Raw genomic sequence first — 25,499 nt, 5'->3', positions numbered from 1 at the left:
GATAACCAGCGCATAAGCGGTATATAGGCGGCGGCCGTTAAGAATTCGAGAGGCGTTTCCGCGACGGAAACAAGGACAGCGCGATCCCGCCGAGGACAAGGAAAGCCGCAATCCAGAAACGGTTGTCGGTGGCTTCAGACAGAAAAATCACCCCACCTGCAGCGGCAATCAGGGGAACCGAAAGCTGCGCGATCGCCGCAATGCTTGTGCGCAGTTGCGGCAGCAGCTGATACCAGAGCGCATAGCCCAGCCCTGACGTGATTGCACCTGACAGAACAGCGTAGAACAGCGCAATCGTAAGCTCAGGGATGCGAAGACCATCAAGCATCATCAGCGCCACACCAACCGGCAGGCAGGCATAGACAAAATTTCCGGCTGTGGCCGCAAGCGGATCTTTAGCACCGCGCCCCAGCAGTGAATAGATGCCCCAGCCCAGCGCAGCCAAGCCCATGAAGATTTCGGCATGCACCCAGGACCCGGAATAATCTGAAGGCCAGACCAGCACCACAAGCCCGGCAAAGGCCAGCGCGGCCCCGACCCAGCGTTGCGGGGGAATGTTTTCACGTGCAATCAAAGCACCGCCAAACATCGTGATCTGCACACCACCAAACAGAATCAACGCACCAACGCCCGAATCCATATGTGTGTAAGCGATCGAAAAACCAACCAGATACAGCGCCAGCATTGCCCCACCGGTGATACTGGCAGCACGCAGGCGGGCCAGGTTTCCTGATTGCCAGAGGATCAGCACAAGCAATATAATCGCCCCGGACATCGCCCGGATGGCCGAAAACTGCAGGGCCGTCATGTCGCCCGTGACAAGGGCCGCGCGATTCAGGACGGAATTTGCAGCGAAAGCCACCATCGTCAGAGAAGTCAGAAGAAACAAACGCATGAAGATATCCCTGATCAGCTTAACAGTTTCAGCATATTTTGCGCTGCAGCAGAGGCAGACAACTGCCCCCCGGCAACCTCGGCACTAAACCCTTGCATCTGCGCACGAACGGCTGGATCCTCTGTCAGACGTGCCAGCAGGGCCTGCCGTACCTCTTCTTCAAACCAGTGGCGTGCCTGATTTGATCTGCGATGTGTCCAGTGACCTTCCGTTTTGCGCCATTCTGCCAGGGCCTGCATATCTGCCCAGGCTTCTGTCAGGCCATGCCCCTCCCAGGCGGAAACGGTGCAGGCCTTTGGGAAACCTTCCGGATCATACACACGCTTGCGCATCAGACGCAGGGCACCGGAATAATCCGCACAGGTGCGCGTTGCCACGTCTTTCAGCGCACCATCCGCTTTGTTCACAAGGATCATATCCGCGATTTCCATGATGCCGCGTTTGACGCCCTGCAATTCATCGCCCCCAGCGGGTGCCATCAGCAGGATAAACAGATCGGACATCTCGGCAACGGTGGTTTCCGATTGTCCGACCCCCACAGTTTCAATCAGGATCACGTCGAAACCGGCGGCTTCACACAAGGCCACGGCTTCGCGAGAGCGGCGTGCGACACCGCCCAGTTCTGTCTGGCTGGGCGAAGGGCGAATGAAGGCATTGCGGTCACGGGACAATTCTTCCATACGGGTTTTGTCCCCAAGGATAGAGCCCCCGGAACGTGCAGATGACGGATCCACCGCCAGCACTGCAACTTTCAGCCCCTGCCCTGTCAGCATCAGGCCAAAACTTTCAATAAAACTTGATTTACCAACCCCCGGCGTGCCGGACAGACCAATCCGCAGGGCCTGTCGATCCGGAGCAAGCGAGCCTAAGTGATCCAGCAGATCCTGGCTTTGTGCGCGATGATCCGAACGGGAGCTTTCCACAAGCGTGATCGCCCGCGCCAGCGCCCGACGTTCGCCTGCAACAATGCGTTGTGCCATATCCGCTGTATTCATTGCCTGCTCTCCTCGCGTTTTGGTCTTTATGGCGGTGCACATTGCATCAGACAAGCTTGATCCCGCGCGGCCCCTGCGGCAATAAGCCATTATGTCTTTTGCGCTTCCCATTGACGACGTCCTGCCTGATCTGCTGGCTGCAGTGAAAACCCATGGTCAGGCCGTCCTGCAGGCCCCACCCGGTGCGGGTAAAACCACCAAAGTGCCGCTGGCGCTTCTGGATGTGATTCCTGAAGGGCGCATCATAATGCTGGAACCGCGCCGTCTTGCGGCGCGTGCGGCTGCGACGCGGATGGCTGAGATCCTTGGTGAGAAGGCCGGTGAAACAGTCGGCTATCGCATTCGCGGAGAAAGCAAAACCACCGCAAAAACCCGGATTGAAGTGGTGACCGAAGGCATTCTGACCCGGATGATCCAGAGTGATGCGGAACTGACTGGTGTAAGCTGCGTGATCTTTGATGAATTTCACGAACGGTCCCTCAATGCGGATCTGGGGCTTGCGCTGATCAGTGAAATCCGCGGGGTCCTGCGCGATGACCTGACGCTGATTGTAATGTCTGCGACACTTGATGCCGAACCCGTGGCGAAACTGCTGGGGGACGCTCCGGTGGTCACATCAGAAGGCCGCGCCTATCCGGTGGAAACACGCTGGCTTGACAAACCCCGCGCATCAAAAGCCCGCCTTGAAGAAGGTGTTGCAGATCTGATCTTGCAGGCGCTTGATGCGGAAGATGGCAGCTTGCTGGCTTTCCTGCCAGGCGAAGGTGAAATCCGCCGAGTCGAAGCCCTGCTGCGCGATCGCGTACCGGCTGATTGCAGGGTTTTCACACTTTTCGGTGCCATGGATTTCAAAGCACAACGCGCGGCCATCCAACCTGCACAAAGCGGGCGCAAAGTGGTTCTGGCCACGTCCATCGCTGAAACCTCCCTGACCATTGATGGCATACGCATCGTCGTTGATGCCGGTCGTTCCCGGCGGGCGCGCTTTGATGCAGGATCCGGCATGTCGCGGCTCGTGACAGAACGCGTGACCAAAGCCGAAGCCACCCAGCGCCAGGGCCGCGCAGGACGATTGACCCCTGGCGTATGCTACAGGCTGTGGACCAGGGGCGAAGAAGGGGCACTGGCCGCCTTCCCCCCTGCAGAAATTGAAAGTGCCGATCTTTGCGGGCTGGTTCTGGAACTGGCTCTCTGGGGGGCGACCGACCCGTCGGAAATGGCCTTCCTGACGCAGCCAGACACAGGCATGTGGTCCGCCGCCCAAAGTCTTCTGAATGACCTGGGCGCGCTGGACGAAAAAGGACTGATTACCGCGCATGGTCGCATTATTGCTGCCCTGCCCCTGCATCCGCGTCTTGCACATATGCTGGTCACTTGCGGACAGGATGCTGCACCTCTCGCCGCTTTGCTGGCGGATCGCGACCCACTGCCACGCCATGCGCCTGCGGATCTGTCCTTGCGTCTGAGCGCATTGAAAAACCCGCGTGACGCATCCTTCCCACCGGATCGGGGCACATTGCAACGCATCCGGGATGACGCAAAACGCCTTGCAAAAATCACCGCCGGGATAAAGCCGCAACGCACCTTCAGCACCGCTGAAATGGCCGCACTTGCCTATCCTGATCGTATCGCCCTGCGTCGCCCCGGTGAAGATCCCCGCTATCTGATGAGCGGTGGCAAAGGCGCAATTCTAAATGCCGAAGACCCTTTGGCCGGGCAGCGCCTGCTGGTTGCCACAGATCTGGACGGGGATCGCCGGGAAGCGAAAATGCGTCTGGGACTCACCATTTCGGAAGCAGAAATACGCGGGCTATTCGGCGCCCGTATCGTACGAGCAAACAGTTGCGTCTGGTCCCGGCGGGATGATCGCATCCACGCCCGCACCCAGGAACGCATGGGCGCAATCGCATTAAGTGATCAGATCTGGAAGGATGTTTCAAAAGACGCGCTGGCGCAGGAAGCACTGAAAGTCTGGCAGGAATTGCGCCCCCCCTTCGGCAGTAAATCCGCGTTGTTTCTGGCCCGTGCCCGCCTTCTGACCGGGCAGGCCGATGTGCCGGATTTGTCGGATGCCGCACTATACGCAGACGCAGATACCTGGCTGTTACCCTGGTTTGTGACCGCGAATGATATCCCCCGTACAAGCCGGGCGCTTCGTAGTTTTGACACGCTGGAAGCCCTGCGTTCCTACCTGCCGCATCACATCCTGTTGGAACTTGATCGCCTGGTGCCTGCGCATTTCATCAGTCCCCTGGGAAATAAGATCGCGATCGACTACAGTGGTGAAACCCCGGCAATTGAACTGCGCATTCAGGAAGTGTTTGGCACAACGCAGCATCCCTGTGTTGGCACCCCCCCGCAACCGTTGAGGATGACTTTGCTGTCCCCAGGCCGCCGGCCGTTGCAGGTGACATCGGACCTTCCCGGATTCTGGAAAACATCCTGGGCAGATGTGCGCAAAGACATGCGTGGGCGCTACCCCAAACATCCCTGGCCGGAAGATCCGACCGAAGCGCCGCCAACTCTGCGGGCAAAACCCCGAAAGCGCTGACCTGGTTTCTGTGAGAAAACTGTGATATTGAAGGGATATAAGATCACTTATCACAGTTATCGGTTACCTGATGAAACCCGAGATCTTACGCCACGCCTGCCGCTATGACGACCCGGAACTGCCCGGGCGGCCAGTCTATGACCAAGCCGGGGCGCTGTGTTTTCGCGACGGGATGCAGGGCCGTGAAATCCTGCTGATCACAAGTTTGCGCACAAAACGGATGATCCTGCCGAAGGGCTGGTCAGAACCCGGAAGAACACTGCGTGACACGGCCCGCCAGGAAGCATGGGAAGAAGCCGGTGTGACGCACGGCATATATTCCGTTGGCCCGATTGGCAGCTATCTATACGAAAAACTGTCGAAAAAAGGTGACATACGAACCTGCCGTGTTCAGGTTTTCGCCTGTCAGGTCATAGAAATGTCCGATGAATTTCCGGAAGCAGGCCGGCGCAGTTTACAATGGTTCAAACCGGAAATTGCTGCAAGGCAGGTCAGGGAACCCGCCTTGCAGGGCTTGTTGCGTTATTTCTGATCAGCTGTTTTTCTGCGCCCATGGGCCATGATGTGACCCGGGCTGATCCAGCCGTTCAAAGCTATGCGCGCCAAAGAAATCACGCTGTGCCTGTACCATATTTGTTGTTCCGCGGGCCTGACGCATGCTGTCGAACCAGGCCAGTGCGGCAGAGAACGCCGGCACGGGAAGCCCTTGCAGAATTGCGGTGGAAACGATCCGGCGCATCGCGTCTGTGCCTTTCGTCAATGCATCATGAAAGGCCGGTGCAAACAACAAACGACCATCAGGAAGGTCAGAACGGAAAGCATCAGAAATATCATCCAGAAGCGCAGAGCGAATGATACATCCTGCGCGCCAGATTTCCGCAACACGCGCCATATCGATGCCCCATTCGTATTCTTCAGAGGCTGCGGTCAGCACCTGAAAACCCTGTGCATAGGCAATAATGCGGGCCGCAAGCAGTGCATCTGCCAGATCTGTACGGTCAAATTCACATTTGCCCGCATCACCCGGGAAAAGATTTTCACCAGTTGCCCGAGCCTCCCGGTCCGCAGACCAGCCACGTGCCCCAACAGCCGCCTCAATGGTGCTGGCAGACTGACCAAGTGAAAGCGCCTCAATCACGGTCCAGCGCCCGGTCCCCTTCTGACCCGCCTTATCCATGATCACATCGACCACGGGTTTGCCTGTCGCATCATCATTGGCCTGAAGGATTTCGGCGCTGATTTCCATAAGGAACGAATTCAGCTTTCCGGCGTTCCAGCTCTCAAACAGGGTGCCAACATCCGTGGGTGCAGCACCTTCACCATCACGCAGCAGACCATAAACCTCTGCGATCATCTGCATGTCAGCATATTCAATGCCATTGTGTACAGTTTTAACGAAGTGACCCGCGCCATCCGGGCCCAGCCAGTCGGCACAGGGATCCCCTTCGAATTTCGCAGCGATGGCTTCGATCACCGGGCGCAGTGGTACGTAGCTTTCTTTCGCCCCGCCCACCATAATGGAAGGGCCGTTGCGCGCACCTTCTTCACCGCCAGACACGCCCATGCCGACAAAATTCAGCCCCCTGGCAGCAAGTTCCTCAGCCCGTTTGCGGGTGTTGTGGAAATTCGCATTCCCGGCATCAATGATCGTATCACCCGGAGATAATAACGGCGCATAAGTTTCAACAATGGCATCAACTGCGGGACCAGCTGGCACCAGCAGGATCAGAGAACGGGGCGGCGTCAGAGCGGCGACCATTTCCTCTGCGGATTTTGCCCCTATAAGATTTTCGGCCAGCTCCCCGGCACCCGTCAGGAATTCATCTACCCGGTCCGGATGCAATGTAGTGACAGCAAGGTTAAAGCCCTTTTCCGCGATGTTAAGCGCCAGTGCACTGCCCATCGTTCCCAAACCGATCAAACCAACGTTCGCTTCGCGCATCGTAATTTACTCCAGAAATGTTAGCGCAACCATTTCTGATTTTTCATCCACATGCAAGCTTTTGAAATATGATCGGTTGCCCGACTAAACTAAGCCAGCTGCGCCTGGTATTCCAGCGAGAATAATTGCCGACGCTTCAGGAGGTGACGCCCCCGTTCTGTTCCTGAATGAGTGTCTGGGCCATGGACTGAATATTTCGGCTCATATTTTCGATTGTTCCCAGCTGTCGGTTTATTGTGCCCTGAAACGCGCCAAGCTGCTCGATTATATCCGACAGGCTATCGCCACCACGTGGTAAGCGCGCACTTTCTATTTTACACATTACGCGGGTCATGCTCAGCCCGGAAATATAGCGCCTCATTACAGTGATGGCTGTCGCAATCCGTTCTGCTTCTTCCGCAATCTTTTTCAGCCCTTTGTTCGCAAGCGCTGTCTGTTCTGTCGCCAGCTGGTCCAGGCTTTTCTTTTCAGTATCTGTTTCTATCGTCCCCAACTGGCGTCTTTCCCGTTCAAAATCCGTCGCTGCCTCATGAAGGATCCGGGCCGTGCAATGCAGCATCCAGCATTCATCAATTGTATCCCTGATTTTGGCAAAATCGCTGCGTGGATCAGCGACAAAGTTGTTAAACCAGCCAGAAATCTCCTGCGACATCGCCCAGTAATTCTGCGACAAAACACTGATGGCACCACCAGCCGCTTCAAGACGTGTTGCAATGACACGCAGATTGGTTGGAATCGTACCAATCGCCTCAAAAGCCTGAGATAGCCCTGCGGTTTCTTCCTGAAGGTCAGACGCCGCATTCAGCATGCTCTGAAAGCGGTCCTTACTGGTGCTTGCAGACCTTTTTAACAAAGCATCCCGACTTGAAAGCTCCTGGGCAAGTACATGACTACAAAACGCCGCATAATCGCTGAAACCCATATCCTGAATCCCGGCAACGATATAGTCAGAACTTTCAGCTGCGGAATGTGTGCCGTCCTTTTCCTTTTCCAGCGCCCCGCTGTACAGTTTTACAACTTTGTTGAGCACCTCAGTTGATGGCTTGATCCGTACTGAAAGATAGCCGCCATTATAAGGAAGAACCACGGCAAAAACCCAATACTCCAGCTGATCCTTTGTCCGGTTTTTAACATAGGCGCCCATTGGTTTACCGGCTTGAATCGTCTTCCACAACAGGTGGAAAACCCCTTTGGGCATGTCTTCATGCCGGATAATTTTATGGGGTGCCCCCAGAAGTTCACCCCAGGAGTAGTGCGAAATCTTCTGAAACAGGAAATTCCCTGATTTTATGATCCCGCGATCATCCGTATGTGAAAAGAAAATCTCTTCAATGCCAAACGGAGCTTCGCCACTTTCGGGGCGGAACACATCACGTTTTTCTACAAAACTCATTGTCAGGTCCCTGATCTGTAAATCCGGCCCGCATAGGGGCACAATAGAATCGTAGTCAGGCTACGCGCCTATTCCTTGCTACAGATTTAACAAAACCAGATCAGACAAAAGAAAACGGCCCCTGAAAACCAGGGACCGTTGTTTTTCTGTTATTTCCCAAGGCACCAGCGCATCACAGCTTTCTGGGCGTGCAAACGGTTCTCGGCCTCATCAAAGACCACCGATTGCGGGCCATCCATCACGGAATTGGTTGCTTCTTCATCGCGGTGCGCAGGCAGGCAGTGCATGAACAGGGCGTCATCTTTCGCCTTTGACATCAGGTCCTCCGTCACCTGATACCCGCGCAGCTGATTGTGGCGGCGTTCACGGGCGGATTGCGGATCATGCATGGACACCCAGGTATCGGTCACGATCAGATCGGCACCTTCGGCGGCTTTGTTCGGGTCGCGCTCAATCTCGACTTTCACGCCTTTGGCGCGAGCTTCCTCAATGAAACACATTTCCGGGTCAAGCGGTTCAGGGCCCGTGAACGTCAGGTCAAAGCCGAACTGACCGGCGGCATGGGCAAAGCTTGCGAACACGTTGTTGCCGTCACCAGACCAGACAACTTTCTTACCTTTGATCGGGCCGCTCTTTTCCTCAAACGTCAGAATATCCGCCATGATCTGACAAGGATGCGTGCGGTCCGTCAGGCCGTTGATCACTGGTACAGTCGCGTATTCGGCCAATTCCAGCAGGGTCTGTTCCTCAAACGTACGGATCATGATCAGGTCAACGTAACGCGACAACACGCGTGCGGTATCCGCGATGGTTTCGCCATGCCCCAGCTGCATTTCGCTGCCAGACAGCACCATGGTCTGGCCGCCCATCTGGCGTACGCCCACATCAAAAGACACGCGAGTCCGGGTGGATGGCTTTTCAAAGATCAGCGCGACCATGTGATTTGCCAGCGGTTGATCTGCATCTGGCGTGCCTTTGGGCATACCGGCTCGGGCGGCTTTCATGGCTGCCGCGTTGTCGATCATATAACGCAGGTCTTCCGGCGCCGTTTTATTGATATCAAGAAAATGGTTCATATACCGGCCCTCCTTCAGGCCTGTTCAACGGCAGTGGCCGCTGCATCAAGGCGTTCAACAGCCTCAGAGATTTCGTCATCAGAGATGGTGAGCGGGGGCAGCAGGCGGATGACATTATCCGCCGCAGGCACGGTGATCACGCCATTGGCGTAACCTGCGTTCACCACATCCATATTCACAGCCTTACAGCGCAGACCCAGCATCAGGCCGGAACCACGTACAAATTCAAACACCTCAGGGTGCGCGGCCACAAGGCCTTCCAGTTTCTGGCGCAAAAGACCCGCACGACGGCTGACATCTTCCAGGAATTCGGGGTCTGATACGATCTCCATCACTTTGCTGCCCACAGCACAGGCCAGGGGATTGCCGCCATAGGTAGATCCATGCGTGCCCGCGACCATACCACTGGCCGCATTTTCCGTCGCCAGAACCGCACCAAGGGGGAAGCCACCGCCAATGCCTTTGGCAACCATCATGATGTCAGGCGCGATATAGGCCCATTCATGGGCGAACAGTTTCGCGGTACGACCAACGCCACATTGCACCTCGTCAAAAATCAGCAGAATGCCGTTTTCATCGCACATCGCACGCAGGGCCATCAGATCGGCGTTTTCAATCGGACGAATGCCGCCTTCGCCCTGCACAGGTTCCACAAGGATCGCAGCGGTTTTGTCATTGATCGCGACTTCCGTGCCTTCCACATCGCCAAAGGACATATGCACAAAACCATCAAGGATCGGACCAAAACCTTTGACCATCTTCTCAGATCCCGCCGCTGCGATACCGGCGCTTGACCGACCATGGAAAGACCCTTCCCAGGTTATGATTTCAACACGCTCCGGCTGATCTTTGTCGTGCCAGTATTTGCGCGCCATTTTCACCGCGAGTTCACAGGCCTCTGTGCCGGAATTGGTGAAGAAGACCGTATCGGCAAATGTCGCCTCAACCAGCTGATCCGCAAGCTTTGTCTGCGCCGGGATTTCATACAGGTTGGATGTATGCCAAAGCGTCTGCGCCTGATCGGTCAGGGCTTCGACAAGCGCGGGGTTGGCATGGCCCAGCGCATTTACGGCAATGCCAGCACCCAGATCAAGAAAATGTCGGCCATCAGCCTCGATCAGCCAGGAGCCTTCGCCTTTCACGAAAGAAAGCGGCGCACGTGCGTAAGTCGGCAAAACGGAGGGGATCATGATGTTTCCTCTTTCAGATGGTCCGGTTTGAGGCTGCGAAAAGCAATTGCTGCCAAACCCCGGGGGCCATGTCAATTTTATTTAAGGGTGTTTTAAGGGGTTGCGCGCATTTCGCGCAGATGAAGGCGGTTTCCATGCGAAAACCCCGGCGCCAGTGGCCCGGTTCAATCAGCGTCGTCGGAGGACGGTTTTGGCGATTGCTGCGTTCATAAGCGCTGGCTTAGACAAATCACGGGGGGAAGACAAGGGGGCAAAATATGCCCCCCATGTTCCCGGCGCGCGCCCTATTCGCGATCCCGCCCGATCAGGCCGGTCAGAAGCGCCGCGCCAATCGCCGTCAGAACCCAGCCCACAATTTGAATGGGCCAACGCAGATAGTGCCCCCACCAGCCCCAGTTTCCGCGCGACAAACTCGGTGCCCAGGCAATCTCCTGTCCCAGCGCATCCAGCGGCACAAACAGATCAAAGCCATAACCAATGGCAGAGAAGGTTTCATAATCACTGCCGGGCGCTGTCAGCCCCCAGGCCTCCGTCGGATTGGAAACGCCGTCCTTCACTACATCAAGCCAGGCCTGCGAGTTCAGAATAATATCCGAGTTCGGCACCATCTGCCCGTTGATATATGTGAGGTGGAAATAAAGCATCGAAAACACCACCGTTGCAAGCGCCCAGTAAAACGCCCGCATGGGTTTGTGACCGAAGCCGGCGAACGCCTGAAAGACCCAACGAAACATCTGCGCAAAATCCGCCCCCTGACAGCGAAAGGCTTCGCGCCAGGTACCATCCAGCTTTTCATGCGCCCGCGCCCATTCCGCCCGTGCCAGATGTTTTTCCCGTTCATAGAGTATACACGCTGCCGCCTGCCGCTCACCATTGCTATGAAAGTGCTTGGCAAGATGTGTATAGGGCTGACTATGAAAAACAATATTTGCACCTTGTTTAGCATGATTTGTTAGAACACCCAGTCGATCAGATACCGACATATGGCTTTGAACCGTATCAAAACGAAACCCAGTAAGATCGAGGTCATCTGGCTGTTCCCAGCTAGCTGCGTCATCCCCAAGACAGGTAACATGTGCTTCACTCAGATCAAGTGTACCATTGAATGCCCTAACAAACCGAAAGTAAAACTCAGCTCCGACAACGGCACTCTGCAACCCCATTCCCTTATGAAACGACCCATGAGTACAATCGAGCTGCCCCTTGATTTGCGCTCCTTGCAGATCAACTCTTCCGCAAGCGAGAATACCATCTCGCAAGAATACGTCACCTGAAACGGTAAGCCCTTGAGCTTCCAGTGCGGCCCCCTCCTCAGCCTCAAAACGCGCTCCTGCACAATCCAGCTGCCCTCCAATGTGAGCCCCTGACAACACAACTGATCCAGCGCTACAAAAGCCGTGTCTCATGAAGAAACTCCGCTTCACCGTCATCCGTTCGCCCGTCAATCCCGGCAGATAGGAAGTGGAGAGAACCACTGCGCCGACTTCACTATCATCGAAATCTGCTCCCTGCTCAAATCGGCTCCTTACAACACCAAGATCAAGTGGCGATCGGCAGCCATCCAAAATTAGATATCCAGTAATATACGCTCCAAATACAAAGACACCCCGCGCATTCGGCTGATGTGTCTCGCATCCCCCCATCATCAAATAGCGGATTAATTCTCCGCGAATGCTGTTTTCCGGCGTTGCCTTGTCCGGCACTTCACCGCCAATGAAAACAGCCCCAGTTGTCTTACAGGCATCAAGCAAACTTTCCTCCGCCGGGGTCAGCGGGGTTCCGTTAAGTATCTCATTAAACGAAGGGCGGTAGGTCTGAAAATTTGTCATTATGTTTTCAATATGGGTATGACCGGGCCGTTTCGCAAGAATACCACCCTTGCCCCACCACCCGCCAGGGCCTTATAGGGGGCGGATGAACACGTCATCCAGCAATCCGCCAGATCTCCGCCCTGACCTCGCCCCGCAAATTCGCCTGAGCGGCGGTAAAACCCGTGACGGCCAGCCGCGTATCGGCATGGTCAGCCTTGGTTGCCCCAAGGCGCTGGTGGACAGTGAACGCATCCTGACCCGTCTGCGCGCGGAAGGCTATGCGATCAGCCCGGATTACACCGGTGCGGATGCGGTGATTGTGAACACATGCGGGTTTCTCGACAGTGCCAAGGCCGAAAGCCTGGATGCGATTGGCGAGGCTCTGAATGAAAACGGTAAGGTGATTGTCACCGGCTGCCTGGGCGCGGAAGAAGAATACATTCGCGGCACCCACCCCAATGTTCTCGCCGTCACCGGGCCGCATCAATATGAACAGGTGCTGGATGCGGTGCATGGTGCTGTGCCGCCGTCGCCCGATCCCTTTGTCGACTTGCTGCCCGCAAGCGGTGTGTCCCTGACCCCCCGCCATTTCAGCTATCTGAAGATTTCCGAGGGCTGTAATCACCGCTGCAAATTCTGCATCATTCCCGATATGCGCGGCCGCCTGCAAAGCCGCCCTGCCCATGCGGTGATGCGTGAGGCGGAAAAACTGGTAGAGGCCGGTGTCCGCGAACTTCTGGTGATCAGCCAGGATACCTCTGCTTATGGTATGGACATTAAGTTTGCCGAAGATCGCGGACACCGCGCCCATATTCAGGATCTGGCGCGTGATCTGGGATCACTTGGGGCCTGGGTGCGCCTGCACTATGTCTATCCCTACCCGTTTGTGCGCGATCTCATGCCGCTTATGGCGGATCCCACGAATGGTGTTCTGCCTTATCTGGACATCCCCTTCCAGCATTCCCACCCGGATGTTTTGAAACGCATGGCGCGCCCCGGCATGTCCGAAAGCCTGGGAGAGATTGCCGCCTGGCGCGACACCTGCCCGGATATCACCCTGCGATCCACCTTTATCGTGGGTTACCCCGGTGAGACCGAGGCCGAGTTCCAACATCTGCTTGATTGGATGGATGAAGCGCAGCTTGATCGTGTGGGCTGTTTTAAATACGAAAACGTCGATGGCGCGCGTTCTAATGATCTGCCAGACCATGTGGCTGAAGAGGTGAAGCAAGACCGCTGGGAACGCTTCATGGAGAAAGCCCAGGCGATTTCTGAGGCAAAGCTTGCGGCGAAAGTTGGCAAAGTACTGGATGTGATCGTGGATGACGTGGACGAAGACGGCATCGCCACGACCCGCACCATGGCCGACGCGCCCGAGATCGACGGAAACCTGTTTATTGACGAAGGCGCAGAAGATCTGACCCCCGGCGATATTGTCACCGTACAGGTTGACGAAGCCGGGGAATATGATCTGTGGGGCGTATTACAGGATTAACCCCTGTCGCCCCTCTGTCTTCAGAGACTTCAGCAAACACCAACGTTGAAAACAATTTTCCATGAACGTCCGACATCACATTCTGCCAGCAGCTTTGACTTCGCTGCTGGCATTTGCACTTTATGCGTTGATGAAGCCGCAAGCCGGCGCAGTTTCTCTGAATGCAGCGGACGTCTATGTGGTCGATGGTGACACCATCCGCCTGGGGGCTGAATCGATCCGCTTGTCAGGTTACAATACCCCTGAGATCCGCTCTGCCGCATGCGACAGCGAACGCGCTGCAGGAACCCGTGCGAAAGATCATCTGCGTGAACTGATCAATAGCGCCGGTGATCTGCGTCTGATCCTGAAACTAAAACGCGACGGCACCCCTGCGGAAGACAAGTTTCGCCGTCACATCGGCCAGCTACTGTTAAACAACCAGGACATTGCCACCATCATGATCGAAGCTGAACTGGCAGAACCCTATTCGGGTGGCGCCCGGCGGACATGGTGTGACTGACCCGCCCTTTGTTCCAGATGTTGCATCAAAGGGCCTTTCCACGGCCCCGCGATTGCCAAGACCGACAGATATCCCTGCTAGCTTTCGAGAAAGGATCTGAAATCTGCTGCCAGGCACGCTGCGGCAGCTTCCACCAGAAGTGCCCCATGTTCTTTCCGTGCCAAAGCAGAATGAGATCCGACACGTCCATCCGGGAAGCTGCGGCGATGTTCATCGGGTGGCCCGTGTTTGTCACCGGCATGAGCCCGGATAAATTCAGGGGTCAGCTTTTGCGGCGGTGTTTCGGCATCCCCCGGTTCAATGACGCGGTGGGTGGCCTGGGTGATTGAAACTTCGGATGGGGTCGCATGCATGCCTTCCCAGTCGCCATACCATGTCTGGCGTAATTGATTGACCTGATCGAAATCCCACCAGCTTCTGATACGCACATCCGCCACGCAGGTTTCGGCTGCGGCCTTCAGAGGGGCAAGATTTGCCCCATGTCCGTTCAGCACATAAATCTTCTGAATGCCCTGTTCGGTTAGCCCTGCAAGTAATTCTGTGACCATAGCCTGCCAGAGCGGCACGCTGAGAGACATGGTTCCCGGAAACGCCATATTGAAAGGTGCAGGCGCATAGGCGAGGGTTGGGGCGACAATCGCATCAGCCAGATCCGCCCCGCGCCATGCGATTTCTTCCGCACAGATTGCATCCGTGCCAATCAACCCCATTGGTCCGTGCTGTTCGACGGATCCGGTCGGCAAAATCACAGCGGGTTGCTTTGTGAAATGCGCTTCGGCTTCCTGCCAGGTCATCTCAAGCAGGCGCATCAGCTGTTTTCCTGCATGTAGCTGGTCAGAACAGGGCGGTACGCGGCATATTCCTCTGCGATTGCGGGAAGCTGGCTTAATCTTTCACGGTACGTCTGCACGCCCTCCGGCCAGGTTATCGGTAATTTCAGGAAGTGTTCAAAGGCTGCGAGCCAGTCAAAGGTGATCGCAAATCCGCAATCGCAGAGAAACAGCTGGTCATCCGGCAGATCGGTTTCCACCAAAAGTTTCTCCAGCACAGACAGGTGGCGGGACAGGCTTTTGCCACCTTCCTTCAGAATTGCGCTGTCACGTTTTTCTGGCGGGATCTGAGGGAACAGAGCCCGCAAAGCAGGCTCCAGCCGGGTATCATGGAAACGACCCAATGCGCGCACCCGTGCACGGGCGACTGCATCCGCGGGCAGCATGGCGGGCGCAATATGTATTTCGTTCAGATATTCTGCAATAGCTTCTGAATCCGCCAACAAAAGGTTGCTATCCTGCATAGCCGGCAGATTTCCGGAGGGCACGATTTGTTTGTATTCATCCGAACCATAGCCGCCGGGGGGCGAAACTTCCTGCCATTCCAGGTTTTTGTGACGCAGAAGAATACGCAGCTTCGCGCAATAAAGACTGGCAGGAATGGCGTAGATTTTCAGCATCGAAGCCCCAAAAGAAAAAGACCGGCCAAGCCCTCAGCTCCGCCGGTCTGAATGACCCTTTAGCTGGTTAAAGCAGATCCCATTTTTCACCAAGCTCAGTAAAGAACCCCTGTTCCTGCTTCAGGCGAATCCATGTGTTCACATAGTTGATCCAGACCTGATCATCCTGCGGCAGCAGCATTGCAATTGGGGTTGGAGCGCGTGGTTCGTCCACGGGTACGATCATCAGCTGGGAATATTGCGCCACCAGCTTGTTCGCTTCAACATTTGACGTGATATGTGCATCCGCGCGGCCGGACAGGACTTCCTGGAAATCACGTGCCGGCGCTTCAACAATACGGTGCTGCGCATCAGGGAAGAATTGCTTCACCTGGGTTTCCTGTGTCGTGCCAAGGGTTGCGGCCACAGTGACATCCGCCTGGTTCAGATCATCCCAGCTTTGGAAACGATCACCGCCGGACGACAGAACAAGCGGCACAGTCGCGAGTGAAAAATAACTGTCGGAATATCCGGCCGCTTTGGCGCGGGCCGGTGAAACAGAGGCTGACCCGGTCATATGATACTGACCAGAGGTAACGCCACTGACGAGCGTTTTCCAATCGGTCGCAACGAATTCAATCTCGACACCCAGATCAGTCGCAAGCTGTGTCATGACGTCAATATCATAACCGCGATAGGAATTGGTGGCCGGATCGCGCATGCTCATCGGGTTCCAGTCGCCGGTGGTGCCGACTTTAAGAACACCTTCGGACAGGATATCCTGCAAAGCAGATTGCGCCTGGGCTCCGGTGGACGAATGCATAGTACCGGCAAGCGCAATCAGCGCAGCAGCACAGGTTTTCAGAAACTTCATCTTCCTCTCCTTATTCGCAGCGTTTTCATCAGCGTTGCCCGAGTTGCGCCACATTGCAAGAAAATAAATTATTTGCGCCGTGGTTAATTTTCTGCTTCGCTGAGTCCGCGTTAACAGGAGAGTGACATGAAAACCGATGCCAATGACAGCCTGATCGGGATCACAAATCTGTCAAAATATTTTGGGCCGTTTCAGGCACTGAAAAATGTGTCTCTGACGGTATCTGAAGGGGAACGTGTGGTGATCTGCGGGCCGTCGGGTTCCGGGAAATCCACCCTGATCCGCTGCATCAACCGACTGGAGAAACATGAAGAAGGCCGGATTGTCGTTGATGGCACAGAGTTGACTGAAACGCGTGAAAGCCTGGATAAGATCCGGGCGAATGTCGGGATGGTATTTCAGCAGTTTAACCTGTTTCCGCATCTGACTGTGCTCGACAACCTTACACTAGGTCCGAAACGCGTGTTTGGCCTTTCCGACCAGGAAGCCCGCGATCGCGCGCTGGGTTATCTTGAACGGGTGCGCATCGCGGATCAGGCGGATAAGTTCCCGCGCCAGCTGTCCGGCGGTCAGCAACAGCGCGTTGCCATCGCCCGATCCCTTTGCATGGAACCACGCATTCTGTTGTTTGATGAACCGACCTCGGCCCTTGATCCGGAAATGATCAATGAGGTCCTGGATGTCATGACAGAACTGGCAGGCAGCGGCATGACAATGATCTGCGTCACCCATGAAATGGGGTTCGCCCGCCGGGTTGCGGACAAAATGGTCTTTATGGATCAGGGCGAAATTGTCGAAGTCGCGGACCCTGAAACCTTCTTTACCGCCCCCAAAAGCACCCGCTGCCAGGACTTCCTGCAAAAAATCCTGAGCCACTGAGGACCTGACATGAAACGTTTTCTGACACTGACACCTTTGGCTTTTCTGTTGTCCGGCTGCTCTGGCAACTGGGGCTGGTATGTCGTCGATCCCACCACAACTTCGGGCTACAACAACCTGGTCTTTCTGATGGGCGGGGCCTGGAACACAATCCTGATGAGCCTGACAGCCATCCTGATTTCTGTGTTTGTGGGTCTTTTGATTGCCCTTCCTGGATTGTCGGAAAAACGGAGCCTGCGTAGCATCAACCGGGTTTACGTCGAAGTCGTTCGAGCCGTTCCCATTCTTGTTCTGATCCTCTGGGTCTATTACGGCCTGCCCCAGGTCACAGGTATCACGCTGAATGTATTCTGGGCCGGCGTTCTGGCGCTTGCCCTGTCAGACAGTGCTTTTCAGGCAGAAATCTTCCGTGCCGGCATCCAATCCATTGATCGGGGACAATACGAAGCCGCCCATTCCGTTTCCCTGAACTACCGCGATACCATGCGCTATGTGATCCTGCCTCAGGCGATCCGTCGTATTCTGCCCGCACTTGGAAACCAGCTGGTCTATATGCTGAAGATGTCGTCACTTGTGTCTGTAATCGGCATGCAGGAACTGACCCGCCGGGCAAATGAACTGGTGGTGACAGAATACCGACCGCTGGAAATCTACACCATTCTTGTTCTCGAATATCTGGTTCTGATCCTGATTGTTTCTTCCGGCGTGCGCTGGCTGGAACGGAAGATGCAGGCCCAGGAACGCAACTGAACCAAAAGGATAAGCCCATGTCTGCATGGATTGAAATGATCTCAGATGAAGATGCCGGTGATAAGCTGAAAGAAGCCCTTGATTTCGCCCGCACACCGCATGGCACGGTGGATAATGTCATGCGTGTTCATTCTCTGCGTCCGCAGACGATGAATGGCCATGTGGTGCTGTATCGCGCCTGCCTGCACGATGACAGCAACACCATTCCCATGTGGTTTCAGGAGGTGATCAGTTCTTACGTGTCCGTGCTGAATAACTGTCCTTATTCCTATGCCAACCACTGGTCCAATGCGCGCCATCTGATGGGGGATGAAGAGAAAGCTGATCGTGTCGAAGCCGCCCTGAACGCCCATCAGCCCGAAGATGTGTTCGACGGGCAGCATCTGGCGCTGTTGCAATATACGGAAAAGCTGACACGCAATCCCGGACGCATGGAAAAAGCGGATGTGGATGCGTTAAAGGCAGCGGGTGTACCGGATGGGGAGATCCTGGAAGCCAATCAGATCATTGGGTATTTCAACTATGTAAACCGGCTTTTGAATGGTCTGGGTGTCACCACTGACGGCGATACCGTGGGGTATTACGCGAAAGATTAAACTTGCGCCAACAGCAATTTATTGCATAGCATGCAATAAATTGCACACAACTCAACAGGAGCCCCCATGGCCTACGCAGAAGCAAAACAGGTTGAAAGTGACGTTATCCCCGTTGTTGATATCACCGCTCTGCGTGACGGATCTGATCCGAAAGGGGTGGCGCAGGCGCTGCATGCGGCGAACACAGGGCTTGGGTTTATTTACATCAAAGGCCACGGCATCCCGGAACATCTGATTGATGCGGTGCGCGCGAAAGCCTTTGATTTTTTCCGGGCGGATACCGCTGCCAAAGAAGATGTGCGCATTGATACCAGCCACCGCGGCTGGTTGCCTCAGGGTGGGGCGAAAATGCAGGATGATGCCAAGGCTGATCTGAAAGAAAGCTTTGTCTGGGGCTATCAGAATGATGCGGGCACTTTGCCCGACGCCCACGAATTGCGCGGGCACAATCAATGGCCTGCTGCGATGCCCGAATTGCAGGACCTCTGCATGCAGTATTTCACCGCCGCCCATGAGGTTGCAGAACATCTGATGCGGGGATTTGCGCTTGGCCTGGGGCTTGGGGCTGATTTCTTCCTGAAAACCAGTGATGCCCCCCTGTCCCGCAATTCTTTTGTCTACTACCCGGCCCAGGATGAAAATGCCGGCAAAGACCAGTTCGGGGTAGGGCCACATACGGATTTTGGCGTGCTGACGGTGCTGTGTCAGGACAGTGTCGGCGGATTACAGGTGGAAAACCTTGATGGCGAATGGATCCAGGCCCCGCCGATCGAAGGCACATTGATCGTGAATGTTGCAGATCTGCTGAACCGTTGGACAGATGGCGCCTATAAATCCACACCGCACCGGGTGGTGAATTCGTCCGGAAAAGAACGGCTGTCGCTTGTGCTGGCTTACGATCCGAACCCAGAAACATTGATTGATGCACGGGGCGTTTTTGGCGCTGATTACCAGGCGAAAGAGGAACCAATCACTTGCGGGGATTACCTGAACTGGCGGTTTGCAAAGGCATTTGCCCATAAGAAAGGCTGAGATGAGCACAAGCGCGAAGGAAGACAACAGCATTGATACCGCTATTGGTGCGGCACTGCGGCAGTTGCGCCAGGGCATGGGCTGGTCAGCCAGTGAACTTGCAACAAAAGCCAGGATATCTGCCGCAATGGTCAGCCGGATTGAAAACGGTCAGGTGTCGCCTTCCATCAGTTCCCTTTGTGCGCTTTCCGCCGCCCTGGATGTACCCCTGGTCAGCCTGTTTCGCGAAACGGCCAGCAGCCACGCGGATTACACCCTAGTACGGGCCGGGGAAGGCGTAGTTTCAACGCGTATTTCCCAGGGGCACAGCCATGAGTTCGTAAACCTCGCGGTTCATTCCCGGCGCGATCTGCAATTTGAAGCCCGCCGCGTGACTCTCACCCGTCAGGAAGCCCAGCCGCCGACCTATGTGGGGCATGGTGTGGTCTATCTTCATGTGCTTGAGGGGTCTGCAATCTATCGCTACGGGGGGGAAGATTTCACACTGTCCCCCGGTGACAGCCTGTCTGTTGATGCGGAACTGAACCATGGCTTTGTCGAGGTGTTGACCGAGGCATTCACCTTCCTTTCGGTTCAGGCAGAACGGCGCTGACAGGCCTGTCTTTTATGCGGACAGACCAATCCGGTCATCGGGCTGTGCGAAAGCTTTCGCAGCACAGGGAAACGTCGTCAGCATTGCATCTGCGTCCGGCAGGTTATCCATGCGCAGGCGGCCCTTTTCCCAAAGCGCTATGCCATCGGCCGTGATGGTCGGGTCAATAACGTTCCAGCAGATTTCACCCGGTGCATAGCTGCCGCAGGTGTGAAAATGCAGAAGGCGCGGGTTGCCAAAGCCCGATCCGCTCCAGCGTTCATAACTGTCATGGGCCTGACCCGGAAAACCGCATCCGGGATGAATGCCTGCATGCCAGGAATGCACAAAATCGCGTTCAATCCCCAGTTCCCGGGCAACGTGATCATAGTGCCGGTTGGCAATCCCGACAGAGGTGGCGTCGCCCTCAAACTGCGTTAAACGCCCCTGTTCAAAGATCGCAAAAACCTGCCCGGAAAGCTCTACCGTGTAGGGGCTGTAATATTGTGACCCAGTACCTGTCAGAAAGCCGGGCATCGCGACTCGACCGCTGAAACTACGGGCCGGGACGGGCGTGGGAACTGACATAGGGAAACGACGTATGGATGTGTCACCACTGCTTTCCAGGCGCAGCTGCGGCTGTCCCCGGAAATCTGTACCGCGTGGACAGGTGACATGAATGCTGTTCGCCCGTGAAATTGCAGCATTGACTGAATTTTTAAGTTGCAGGAAGGCGTCGTGATGGACGGTTCCGAACCCAGATCCCAGCATATCCGGGCACAGGGCGTAGCTGACAACGATACGCTTGCCTTCAGGCATTTCGCTGAAGCGCAGTTGATCACCGAGTCTGGCAAAGAACACCACCACATCGGCATCCTCAACCGCCAGCTTCACCGCCGCGGGCAGTGCGCGGGCCTGGCGGTCAAATCCCACATCCATGCAGATCGCCTGCATCCCAAGCCCTTCGGCAGCGGAGGCCACACAATCGACAACACGATTGTCGTAATACCCAAGGCCAGATGGTTCATGGGCAATCAGGATACGCTCGCCTGTCTGGGCTTCGGCACAGTTCACCAGCAGATTGCGGGCCCCGAAATATTGTGCGGCAGAATAGGTCATCAAAGATCCGGCATTCACGACACTCACGGAAATGTGGGCGTAAATACTGACTACAATGCCCGCTGGGTCAAAACTATTTGAAAGCCATTATGAAAACCATTAGCTGTACTAATATGAATAGCAACCTACCCTATGTCGCCCTTCGTGCGTTTGAGATGGTGGTCCGGAAATCCGGTTTCAGCGCCGCCGCCGATGAACTGGGCGTCAGCCAGAGCGCTGTTAGTCAGCATGTAAAAATGCTGGAAACATGGTTGGGTACGGAACTTCTGATAAGGGGGGCACGACGATCTGCGCCGACGTCCGAAGGACGCATTCTGGCACGCACGGTTGAAGAAAGCCTTGGCCGCATTGACGAGGTTTGCAATGACATACGCCGGAAAAAATACCGAAACAATAATCTGGTGGTCTGCTGCCCGCCCGGTTTCGCCTTTACCTGGCTCTTTCCGCGCGTGTTGGATTTCGATCTGAAGCATCCGGAAATTTCGCTATCCATCTCAACAGACACAACAAACGATAACCGCCTGCCAGACAACGCCGATGTTGGTATTCGCTACGGCCTGGGGGATTTCAGTGGCCTTTATAGCGAGCATCTGATGTCAGAAGAAGTTTTCCCGGTCTGTGCGCCTCATATATTGCCGGACGCCAGCACACGCGAAGCAAAGGCTGAACATTTGCAGGGACTTACCCTGCTTATGGACGAATATGGGAATAAATCCGGGACACCGCCTGACTGGCACTTCTGGGCGCGCAGCTGTGGTATACAACTACCCTCCCGCACCAGAACCCGCAGCTTTGCGCAATCAAATCTGGTCATTCAGGCCGCTATTCAGGGGTTGGGCATCGCGATGGGACGTGGCCCTTTGGTGGCACAGGCATTGCAGGACGGCAAACTGGTGCGCCCATTTTCACACTGTGCCAGGTCTCCTTATTCATACTGGCTGGTCTGCCCGCACAGCGCCCATGAATACCCTCAGCTGCAATCCTTTTTTCTCTGGATACAGAATCAGACGGCAGAGGCTGGCCATGCCACCCAGATGCCGTCTAACCTTGCCTGATATCTGTCAGGCGCCCTGCCGCGCGGCAAGGTATTGTCCAAACAAGGCACCATCGGTGTTCTTAATGCAGCAGCGCGCCGTTTTCTCAAGCTGGAAGCTTTCCTGTGCTTCAAGCTGCGGGAACAGTTCCAGAATTTCGGCGCGGGCGTTGGCATCAAGCGTCTTAAAGCTTTCTTTACCCGGGTTGAAACTTTCAGTTTCTGCACCGTTGGAAAAGATGATTTCGTGATTATCAAACATCACGTGGAAATAGTGCACATCGCCACCTTCAACCTGCAGAACGGTGCTGTCGTTCAACAAAGCCTTGGCCGCGACCAGAACCTCGCGTTCGCCAAACAAAAGTTCAGCCTGCCAGCCTGTCAAAAGCACGCGGTGTTGCGGTGAAACGCACAGGTCCGCAAAGTTGTTCAGGGTGCCTTTGCGAATAAGGATCGGCGCAATGTGACCTTTTGCCGGGAAAGTCGCGGACCCGATCCAGCGCACCGGCTGAAAGCCGTTGTCTTTGGTCAGAACCAGCGTCCCTGGTTCCAGATCTTCGACCAGAACGTAGCCATCCGCAGTCTGGATCTTCGTCCCCGCGACAAAGCACAATCCACCGCCGGTGCCGCCGGTGCCGCCGGTGCCGCCGGTGCCGCCGGTGCCGCCGGTGCCGCCGGTGCCGCCGGTGCCTGCGGTAAACCCTGAGCCGGGGAAACCACCACCAGGAGAGCCAAACGCAGGGCGATCAGACATAACGCTTTCGAAAGCGTGCCGTTCAGGCAGTCCGAATTGGGCAAATCTGTAAAAAAAACCAACTCCGCGAGCGCCGGAATGATGAGCGGCGGACAGATTCAGCTGCGCGATTGATTTGTTTCCGTCAATACCTGATGTATGTATGGTATTGAAAACATCCACGGTCTGCACAATGATAACGCTGCCATCCTGAAGCTTAATGCCGCGCAGATTGGCAAAAGTGCTCTTAGTGCCATCTGCATATGTGACTTCGCCATCTATACTCATGGTGTAATCGTTCGGCCAGTCAGGATTCCCGCCGGTATATAAATTGTTATTTGTGGTCACGCCTGTTTCAACATTGGTGACCACAACAGCAGTGGTGATGGGAGAGGATCCACTTGCGCTCTGGGACTCATCAAAATCGACCTGATACATATCGTTTTCATTGAAGTTGATGATCGCACCTGCTTCAACTGTCGCCTCCGGCGCGATCACAAGTGTTGTAATTTGACCTAAGCTGTTAATCTCGCCCATTTGTATACCCCATCAGTATTCATGACACTTCAAATATCGACCCCAATTTTCCACTCTACTTCAGATTACAAAAAAAGGCAAGGCGTCGTTTTTTCTTTAAATTCAACTAAATAACATAGCGACTTGAAACGCAATGATAATCTGGCAGCACTTTTGGCCCGCTTCGGTTCGACACCTTCAACATCAAGTTTGACCGGCTTCTGCCTGGCCCCCGCCTTTTTCAGGCGTCAAATTAAATGTGGTAAATTGCTTATCCAGACCAATATGTCCGCCGTCAGGTTTTTTGGAACCAATGGCGTCCTAAACCAAGGGAGAGTTTGGCTCATCTGGTTGGTTCGATTATCCTGCTTTAACGCCCGCAGTGTCCGCAGGAACATCTGCAACCGATTTTCAATGACGTGAACGCTTGGGATCTCGCCAATAAACCCGATGGGGCTGACGGGGATCAGAGTGGTGGAACGAGTCAAAACAAAATCCTTTCAAAGCCAGGCAAAACTGCCCGGCGCATGGCCACGACCCAGATTTGGGTGGCTGATGGGTATGAAAGGTTCCGGAACCTGTGGGTTTTTTAGAGAATTTTTGCACCACCAATGCAAGTGGTCGGCTGAAATGTAGCCAAACGCTGTCAAGTTTCAGCGTTAAAAATCAAAAACGCCTAAGGCATTGAAAATAAACAAAACCACTGACGATCAATTCGCCAGTGGTCATTTGAAGTGTGCGTAGTGGTCAAAAAATGCCACCCGAAGGCGGCATTTACGGTGATTTAGATAAATCCGCCCTCAGGCGAAGCTCATCCCATCCAAAATCGAATCTCATCTGATACATTATCGGGTGGGTTTGCCATGCAGGCCCGGACCTCATCCGGAGAAACCAAAACCCCACTGAACCCATGATGACCTTTAAGGCGACAGACTGTTTTAAGGTGCAATCCGAATAACAGTTCCAGGATCACTTTCATCGTAACACGGGTTTTCTCCGCAGCTTTTGCCAGATGCACATGCCCTTCCGGTGGATGTTTCACGGCCTCAAAACTTTCTTGGAGGAAACACAACACCTGCCGGATTGATCGACCATCGATCGCCTTTCCGACCTTACTTTTGAGCGCGTCATGATCCTGTATTCTGGTCAATTTCCCCAACTCGATCAAAGCAGAAACCATCGGTCGTGACGCGGAAAGCATATCCGGCACCTGCATCACGGGCGTTGTATGCTTGGCCCTCTCAATCAATGGCTTGGCTAAAGCATAATCTGCGACAACATTGCGGGCACCTTTCAAAGGTTGAGTACCATCAAGAACGCCCGCCAACTCCAGAACATTTCTGAGGGTCTTCGAATGTAGCCCTTCGGCACCGGCAATTGCCGCAATACTGGCAAGGCGTGGAGTGGCCACAGGCGTTCCCAACAACATCTGTCCCGGCACCAAGGGAACATTTTCAATGATCACCTCTCGAACGATATCCCGAATTGGGCCGGGATCCTTTGAAAGACGGCTGGAAAACAGCCAGCCATAAAGCATACCGAAGGAATTGCGGGGACTGGGATGTCCATTCATACGCACAGCCTTTAACAGCGCGCGGGACAGGAGTTCACGGAGCTCAGCATCGCCCTTTGTCACCAAAGGCCATGCAGCGCGACCTGCCGTATCCCACATATCGTCCGTCATATCCTTAGCCTTCTGCGATGGACCATAGGCGAGCAAACCTCCCAACATTTCTGTCGTACGCACCGCTTGCTCTATACTTTGACCATCCAGCCACTCCGCCCCCTTCTCACCATTCAGTCGACGTTCCACGTAGCACTGAAGCGGGGAACAATCCCGCGCTTCAGTTTGTGCAGATAAGTATCTCCATCGGTCAGGTTCTGCCGTTATCGCCTGCAGATCATGGATCATGTCATTCCATTTTCCACCGCGATAGTTGCACAAAGGGATATTGTGTAACCGATGGAGATATTGCGGATTTCAACCCCGTGAACTTTCGCGCAGATTCTGCGGTGGGAATGGGCAAAGAACCAAACATCGGGGCGGTGCTGTTCGATCATGCTATCCAGGTCTGAATGAAAGGCTGCCGACAGCGTGTCGATCTTTCCGGCAGCGG

The 25,499-nt window shown here is 55.0% G+C and carries 24 protein-coding genes and 1 pseudogene; 10 read left to right on the top strand and 15 right to left on the bottom strand.

Annotated elements, in window-relative coordinates:
* Positions 1 to 37: 37 nt before the first annotated feature.
* Both H1D41_RS13025 and meaB read right to left on the bottom strand, forming a co-directional pair.
* Entirely contained in the window at positions 38 to 895 is an 858-nt protein-coding gene (locus H1D41_RS13025) for a DMT family transporter (RefSeq protein WP_228849321.1), read from the bottom strand.
* A gap of 14 nt (positions 896 to 909) precedes the next feature.
* Entirely contained in the window at positions 910 to 1,890 is a 981-nt protein-coding gene (meaB, locus tag H1D41_RS13020) for a methylmalonyl Co-A mutase-associated GTPase MeaB (RefSeq protein ID WP_228849320.1), read from the bottom strand.
* 91 nt (positions 1,891 to 1,981) lie between these two features.
* On the opposite strand from meaB, the gene hrpB reads away from it, so the two are divergent.
* Together hrpB and H1D41_RS13010 are read left to right on the top strand one after the other, a co-directional pair.
* A complete protein-coding gene (gene hrpB / locus H1D41_RS13015; protein ID WP_228849319.1) occupies positions 1,982 to 4,441 on the top strand; it encodes an ATP-dependent helicase HrpB in 2,460 nt (819 codons plus the stop codon).
* 70 nt (positions 4,442 to 4,511) lie between these two features.
* On the top strand, positions 4,512 to 4,973 hold the full coding sequence (locus tag H1D41_RS13010) for an NUDIX hydrolase (protein ID WP_228849318.1): 462 nt from the start codon (positions 4,512 to 4,514) through the stop codon (positions 4,971 to 4,973).
* Here the strand turns inward: H1D41_RS13010 and gndA are convergent, their stop codons facing one another.
* The 5 genes from gndA to H1D41_RS12985 form a co-directional block, all read right to left on the bottom strand.
* Entirely contained in the window at positions 4,974 to 6,383 is a 1,410-nt protein-coding gene (gene gndA, locus H1D41_RS13005) for an NADP-dependent phosphogluconate dehydrogenase (RefSeq protein WP_228849317.1), read from the bottom strand.
* 136 nt (positions 6,384 to 6,519) lie between these two features.
* Complete coding sequence (locus H1D41_RS13000) at positions 6,520 to 7,776, bottom strand: PAS domain-containing protein (protein ID WP_228849316.1); 1,257 nt, start codon at positions 7,774 to 7,776, stop codon at positions 6,520 to 6,522.
* 149 nt (positions 7,777 to 7,925) lie between these two features.
* A complete protein-coding gene (argF, locus tag H1D41_RS12995; RefSeq protein ID WP_228849315.1) occupies positions 7,926 to 8,852 on the bottom strand; it encodes an ornithine carbamoyltransferase in 927 nt (308 codons plus the stop codon).
* A gap of 14 nt (positions 8,853 to 8,866) precedes the next feature.
* Positions 8,867 to 10,042, bottom strand: coding sequence for an aspartate aminotransferase family protein (locus tag H1D41_RS12990; protein ID WP_228849314.1), 1,176 nt, complete (start codon positions 10,040 to 10,042; stop codon positions 8,867 to 8,869).
* A 284-nt stretch (positions 10,043 to 10,326) separates the two neighbouring features.
* Positions 10,327 to 11,871, bottom strand: coding sequence for a hypothetical protein (locus H1D41_RS12985; RefSeq protein ID WP_228849313.1), 1,545 nt, complete (start codon positions 11,869 to 11,871; stop codon positions 10,327 to 10,329).
* An 85-nt stretch (positions 11,872 to 11,956) separates the two neighbouring features.
* On the opposite strand from H1D41_RS12985, the gene rimO reads away from it, so the two are divergent.
* A complete protein-coding gene (gene rimO, locus H1D41_RS12980; RefSeq protein ID WP_228849312.1) occupies positions 11,957 to 13,348 on the top strand; it encodes a 30S ribosomal protein S12 methylthiotransferase RimO in 1,392 nt (463 codons plus the stop codon).
* Positions 13,349 to 13,409: 61 nt separating this feature from the next.
* On the top strand, positions 13,410 to 13,850 hold the full coding sequence (locus tag H1D41_RS12975; RefSeq protein ID WP_228849311.1) for a thermonuclease family protein: 441 nt from the start codon (positions 13,410 to 13,412) through the stop codon (positions 13,848 to 13,850).
* Between the two features lie 77 nt (positions 13,851 to 13,927).
* On the opposite strand, the gene H1D41_RS12970 is transcribed toward H1D41_RS12975, so the two are convergent.
* From H1D41_RS12970 to H1D41_RS12960, 3 genes are all read right to left on the bottom strand, one after another.
* On the bottom strand, positions 13,928 to 14,659 hold the full coding sequence (locus H1D41_RS12970) for a creatininase family protein (RefSeq protein WP_228849310.1): 732 nt from the start codon (positions 14,657 to 14,659) through the stop codon (positions 13,928 to 13,930).
* The gene (locus H1D41_RS12965) at positions 14,659 to 15,300 is read right to left on the bottom strand and encodes a glutathione S-transferase family protein (RefSeq protein ID WP_228849309.1); all 642 of its coding nucleotides are present in this window, start codon (positions 15,298 to 15,300) and stop codon (positions 14,659 to 14,661) included. The genes H1D41_RS12970 and H1D41_RS12965 overlap by 1 nt, the downstream gene beginning before the upstream one ends.
* A 67-nt stretch (positions 15,301 to 15,367) precedes the next feature.
* Positions 15,368 to 16,153 carry a transporter substrate-binding domain-containing protein gene (locus tag H1D41_RS12960; RefSeq protein ID WP_107498170.1) on the bottom strand — a complete coding sequence of 262 codons (786 nt, stop codon included), beginning with the start codon at positions 16,151 to 16,153 and terminating at the stop codon, positions 15,368 to 15,370.
* 126 nt (positions 16,154 to 16,279) lie between these two features.
* Here H1D41_RS12960 and H1D41_RS12955 point away from each other — a divergent pair, with 126 nt between their 5' ends.
* From H1D41_RS12955 to H1D41_RS12935, 5 genes are all read left to right on the top strand, one after another.
* Complete coding sequence (locus tag H1D41_RS12955) at positions 16,280 to 17,032, top strand: amino acid ABC transporter ATP-binding protein (protein WP_324250283.1); 753 nt, start codon at positions 16,280 to 16,282, stop codon at positions 17,030 to 17,032.
* Between the two features lie 9 nt (positions 17,033 to 17,041).
* The gene (locus H1D41_RS12950) at positions 17,042 to 17,782 is read left to right on the top strand and encodes an amino acid ABC transporter permease (RefSeq protein WP_228849308.1); all 741 of its coding nucleotides are present in this window, start codon (positions 17,042 to 17,044) and stop codon (positions 17,780 to 17,782) included.
* Positions 17,783 to 17,799: 17 nt separating this feature from the next.
* Entirely contained in the window at positions 17,800 to 18,378 is a 579-nt protein-coding gene (locus H1D41_RS12945) for a carboxymuconolactone decarboxylase family protein (protein ID WP_228849307.1), read from the top strand.
* 66 nt (positions 18,379 to 18,444) lie between these two features.
* Positions 18,445 to 19,410 (top strand): isopenicillin N synthase family dioxygenase, encoded by a 966-nt coding sequence (locus H1D41_RS12940; RefSeq protein WP_228849306.1) that lies wholly within the window; start codon positions 18,445 to 18,447, stop codon positions 19,408 to 19,410.
* Position 19,411: 1 nt separating this feature from the next.
* Positions 19,412 to 20,002 carry a helix-turn-helix domain-containing protein gene (locus tag H1D41_RS12935; RefSeq protein ID WP_228849305.1) on the top strand — a complete coding sequence of 197 codons (591 nt, stop codon included), beginning with the start codon at positions 19,412 to 19,414 and terminating at the stop codon, positions 20,000 to 20,002.
* Between the two features lie 12 nt (positions 20,003 to 20,014).
* On the opposite strand, the gene H1D41_RS12930 is transcribed toward H1D41_RS12935, so the two are convergent.
* Entirely contained in the window at positions 20,015 to 21,100 is a 1,086-nt protein-coding gene (locus tag H1D41_RS12930; protein WP_228849304.1) for a hypothetical protein, read from the bottom strand.
* A 113-nt stretch (positions 21,101 to 21,213) separates the two neighbouring features.
* Here H1D41_RS12930 and H1D41_RS12925 point away from each other — a divergent pair, with 113 nt between their 5' ends.
* Positions 21,214 to 22,155, top strand: a complete 942-nt coding sequence (locus tag H1D41_RS12925; protein ID WP_228849303.1) for a LysR substrate-binding domain-containing protein — start codon at positions 21,214 to 21,216, stop codon at positions 22,153 to 22,155.
* A gap of 6 nt (positions 22,156 to 22,161) precedes the next feature.
* Here H1D41_RS12925 and H1D41_RS12920 read toward each other — a convergent pair whose 3' ends face one another.
* The 4 genes and pseudogenes from H1D41_RS12920 to H1D41_RS12905 all read right to left on the bottom strand — a co-directional run.
* The gene (locus H1D41_RS12920; RefSeq protein ID WP_228849302.1) at positions 22,162 to 23,403 is read right to left on the bottom strand and encodes a Hint domain-containing protein; all 1,242 of its coding nucleotides are present in this window, start codon (positions 23,401 to 23,403) and stop codon (positions 22,162 to 22,164) included.
* Between the two features lie 227 nt (positions 23,404 to 23,630).
* Positions 23,631 to 23,870 (bottom strand): hypothetical protein, encoded by a 240-nt coding sequence (locus H1D41_RS12915; protein WP_228849301.1) that lies wholly within the window; start codon positions 23,868 to 23,870, stop codon positions 23,631 to 23,633.
* A gap of 323 nt (positions 23,871 to 24,193) precedes the next feature.
* Positions 24,194 to 25,294, bottom strand: a complete 1,101-nt coding sequence (locus tag H1D41_RS12910; RefSeq protein ID WP_228849300.1) for a hypothetical protein — start codon at positions 25,292 to 25,294, stop codon at positions 24,194 to 24,196.
* Positions 25,291 to 25,499 (bottom strand): annotated as a pseudogene (locus H1D41_RS12905) (hypothetical protein); the annotation flags it as partial. The pseudogene H1D41_RS12905 and the gene H1D41_RS12910, both read right to left, overlap by 4 nt.

It is taken from the genome of Halocynthiibacter styelae (assembly GCF_016123485.1).
In the GTDB taxonomy this organism is placed as follows: Bacteria; Pseudomonadota; Alphaproteobacteria; order Rhodobacterales; family Rhodobacteraceae; genus Halocynthiibacter; species Halocynthiibacter styelae.
Note: the sequence above shows the minus strand (reverse complement) of the source record. Positions and strands in the feature narration are given on the sequence as shown.

Excerpts from the sequence above, each read along its gene's own strand:
- rimO (WP_228849312.1), top strand. The coding sequence starts at position 11,957 with ATGAACACGTCATCCAGCAATCCGCCAGATCTCCGCCCTGACCTCGCC.
- H1D41_RS12940 (WP_228849306.1), top strand. The coding sequence starts at position 18,445 with ATGGCCTACGCAGAAGCAAAACAGGTTGAAAGTGACGTTATCCCCGTT.
- H1D41_RS12985 (WP_228849313.1), bottom strand. The coding sequence starts at position 11,871 with ATGACAAATTTTCAGACCTACCGCCCTTCGTTTAATGAGATACTTAAC.
- argF (WP_228849315.1), bottom strand. The coding sequence starts at position 8,852 with ATGAACCATTTTCTTGATATCAATAAAACGGCGCCGGAAGACCTGCGT.
- H1D41_RS12910 (WP_228849300.1), bottom strand. The coding sequence starts at position 25,294 with ATGATCCATGATCTGCAGGCGATAACGGCAGAACCTGACCGATGGAGA.
- H1D41_RS13000 (WP_228849316.1), bottom strand. The coding sequence starts at position 7,776 with ATGAGTTTTGTAGAAAAACGTGATGTGTTCCGCCCCGAAAGTGGCGAA.
- H1D41_RS12945 (WP_228849307.1), top strand. The coding sequence starts at position 17,800 with ATGTCTGCATGGATTGAAATGATCTCAGATGAAGATGCCGGTGATAAG.
- H1D41_RS12965 (WP_228849309.1), bottom strand. The coding sequence starts at position 15,300 with ATGCTGAAAATCTACGCCATTCCTGCCAGTCTTTATTGCGCGAAGCTG.
- meaB (WP_228849320.1), bottom strand. The coding sequence starts at position 1,890 with ATGAATACAGCGGATATGGCACAACGCATTGTTGCAGGCGAACGTCGG.
- H1D41_RS12970 (WP_228849310.1), bottom strand. The coding sequence starts at position 14,659 with ATGCGCCTGCTTGAGATGACCTGGCAGGAAGCCGAAGCGCATTTCACA.
- H1D41_RS12955 (WP_324250283.1), top strand. The coding sequence starts at position 16,280 with ATGAAAACCGATGCCAATGACAGCCTGATCGGGATCACAAATCTGTCA.
- H1D41_RS12990 (WP_228849314.1), bottom strand. The coding sequence starts at position 10,042 with ATGATCCCCTCCGTTTTGCCGACTTACGCACGTGCGCCGCTTTCTTTC.
- gndA (WP_228849317.1), bottom strand. The coding sequence starts at position 6,383 with ATGCGCGAAGCGAACGTTGGTTTGATCGGTTTGGGAACGATGGGCAGT.
- H1D41_RS12975 (WP_228849311.1), top strand. The coding sequence starts at position 13,410 with ATGAACGTCCGACATCACATTCTGCCAGCAGCTTTGACTTCGCTGCTG.
- H1D41_RS13025 (WP_228849321.1), bottom strand. The coding sequence starts at position 895 with ATGCGTTTGTTTCTTCTGACTTCTCTGACGATGGTGGCTTTCGCTGCA.
- H1D41_RS12950 (WP_228849308.1), top strand. The coding sequence starts at position 17,042 with ATGAAACGTTTTCTGACACTGACACCTTTGGCTTTTCTGTTGTCCGGC.
- H1D41_RS12930 (WP_228849304.1), bottom strand. The coding sequence starts at position 21,100 with ATGACCTATTCTGCCGCACAATATTTCGGGGCCCGCAATCTGCTGGTG.
- H1D41_RS12925 (WP_228849303.1), top strand. The coding sequence starts at position 21,214 with ATGAATAGCAACCTACCCTATGTCGCCCTTCGTGCGTTTGAGATGGTG.
- H1D41_RS12935 (WP_228849305.1), top strand. The coding sequence starts at position 19,412 with ATGAGCACAAGCGCGAAGGAAGACAACAGCATTGATACCGCTATTGGT.
- hrpB (WP_228849319.1), top strand. The coding sequence starts at position 1,982 with ATGTCTTTTGCGCTTCCCATTGACGACGTCCTGCCTGATCTGCTGGCT.
- H1D41_RS12920 (WP_228849302.1), bottom strand. The coding sequence starts at position 23,403 with ATGGGCGAGATTAACAGCTTAGGTCAAATTACAACACTTGTGATCGCG.
- H1D41_RS13010 (WP_228849318.1), top strand. The coding sequence starts at position 4,512 with ATGAAACCCGAGATCTTACGCCACGCCTGCCGCTATGACGACCCGGAA.
- H1D41_RS12960 (WP_107498170.1), bottom strand. The coding sequence starts at position 16,153 with ATGAAGTTTCTGAAAACCTGTGCTGCTGCGCTGATTGCGCTTGCCGGT.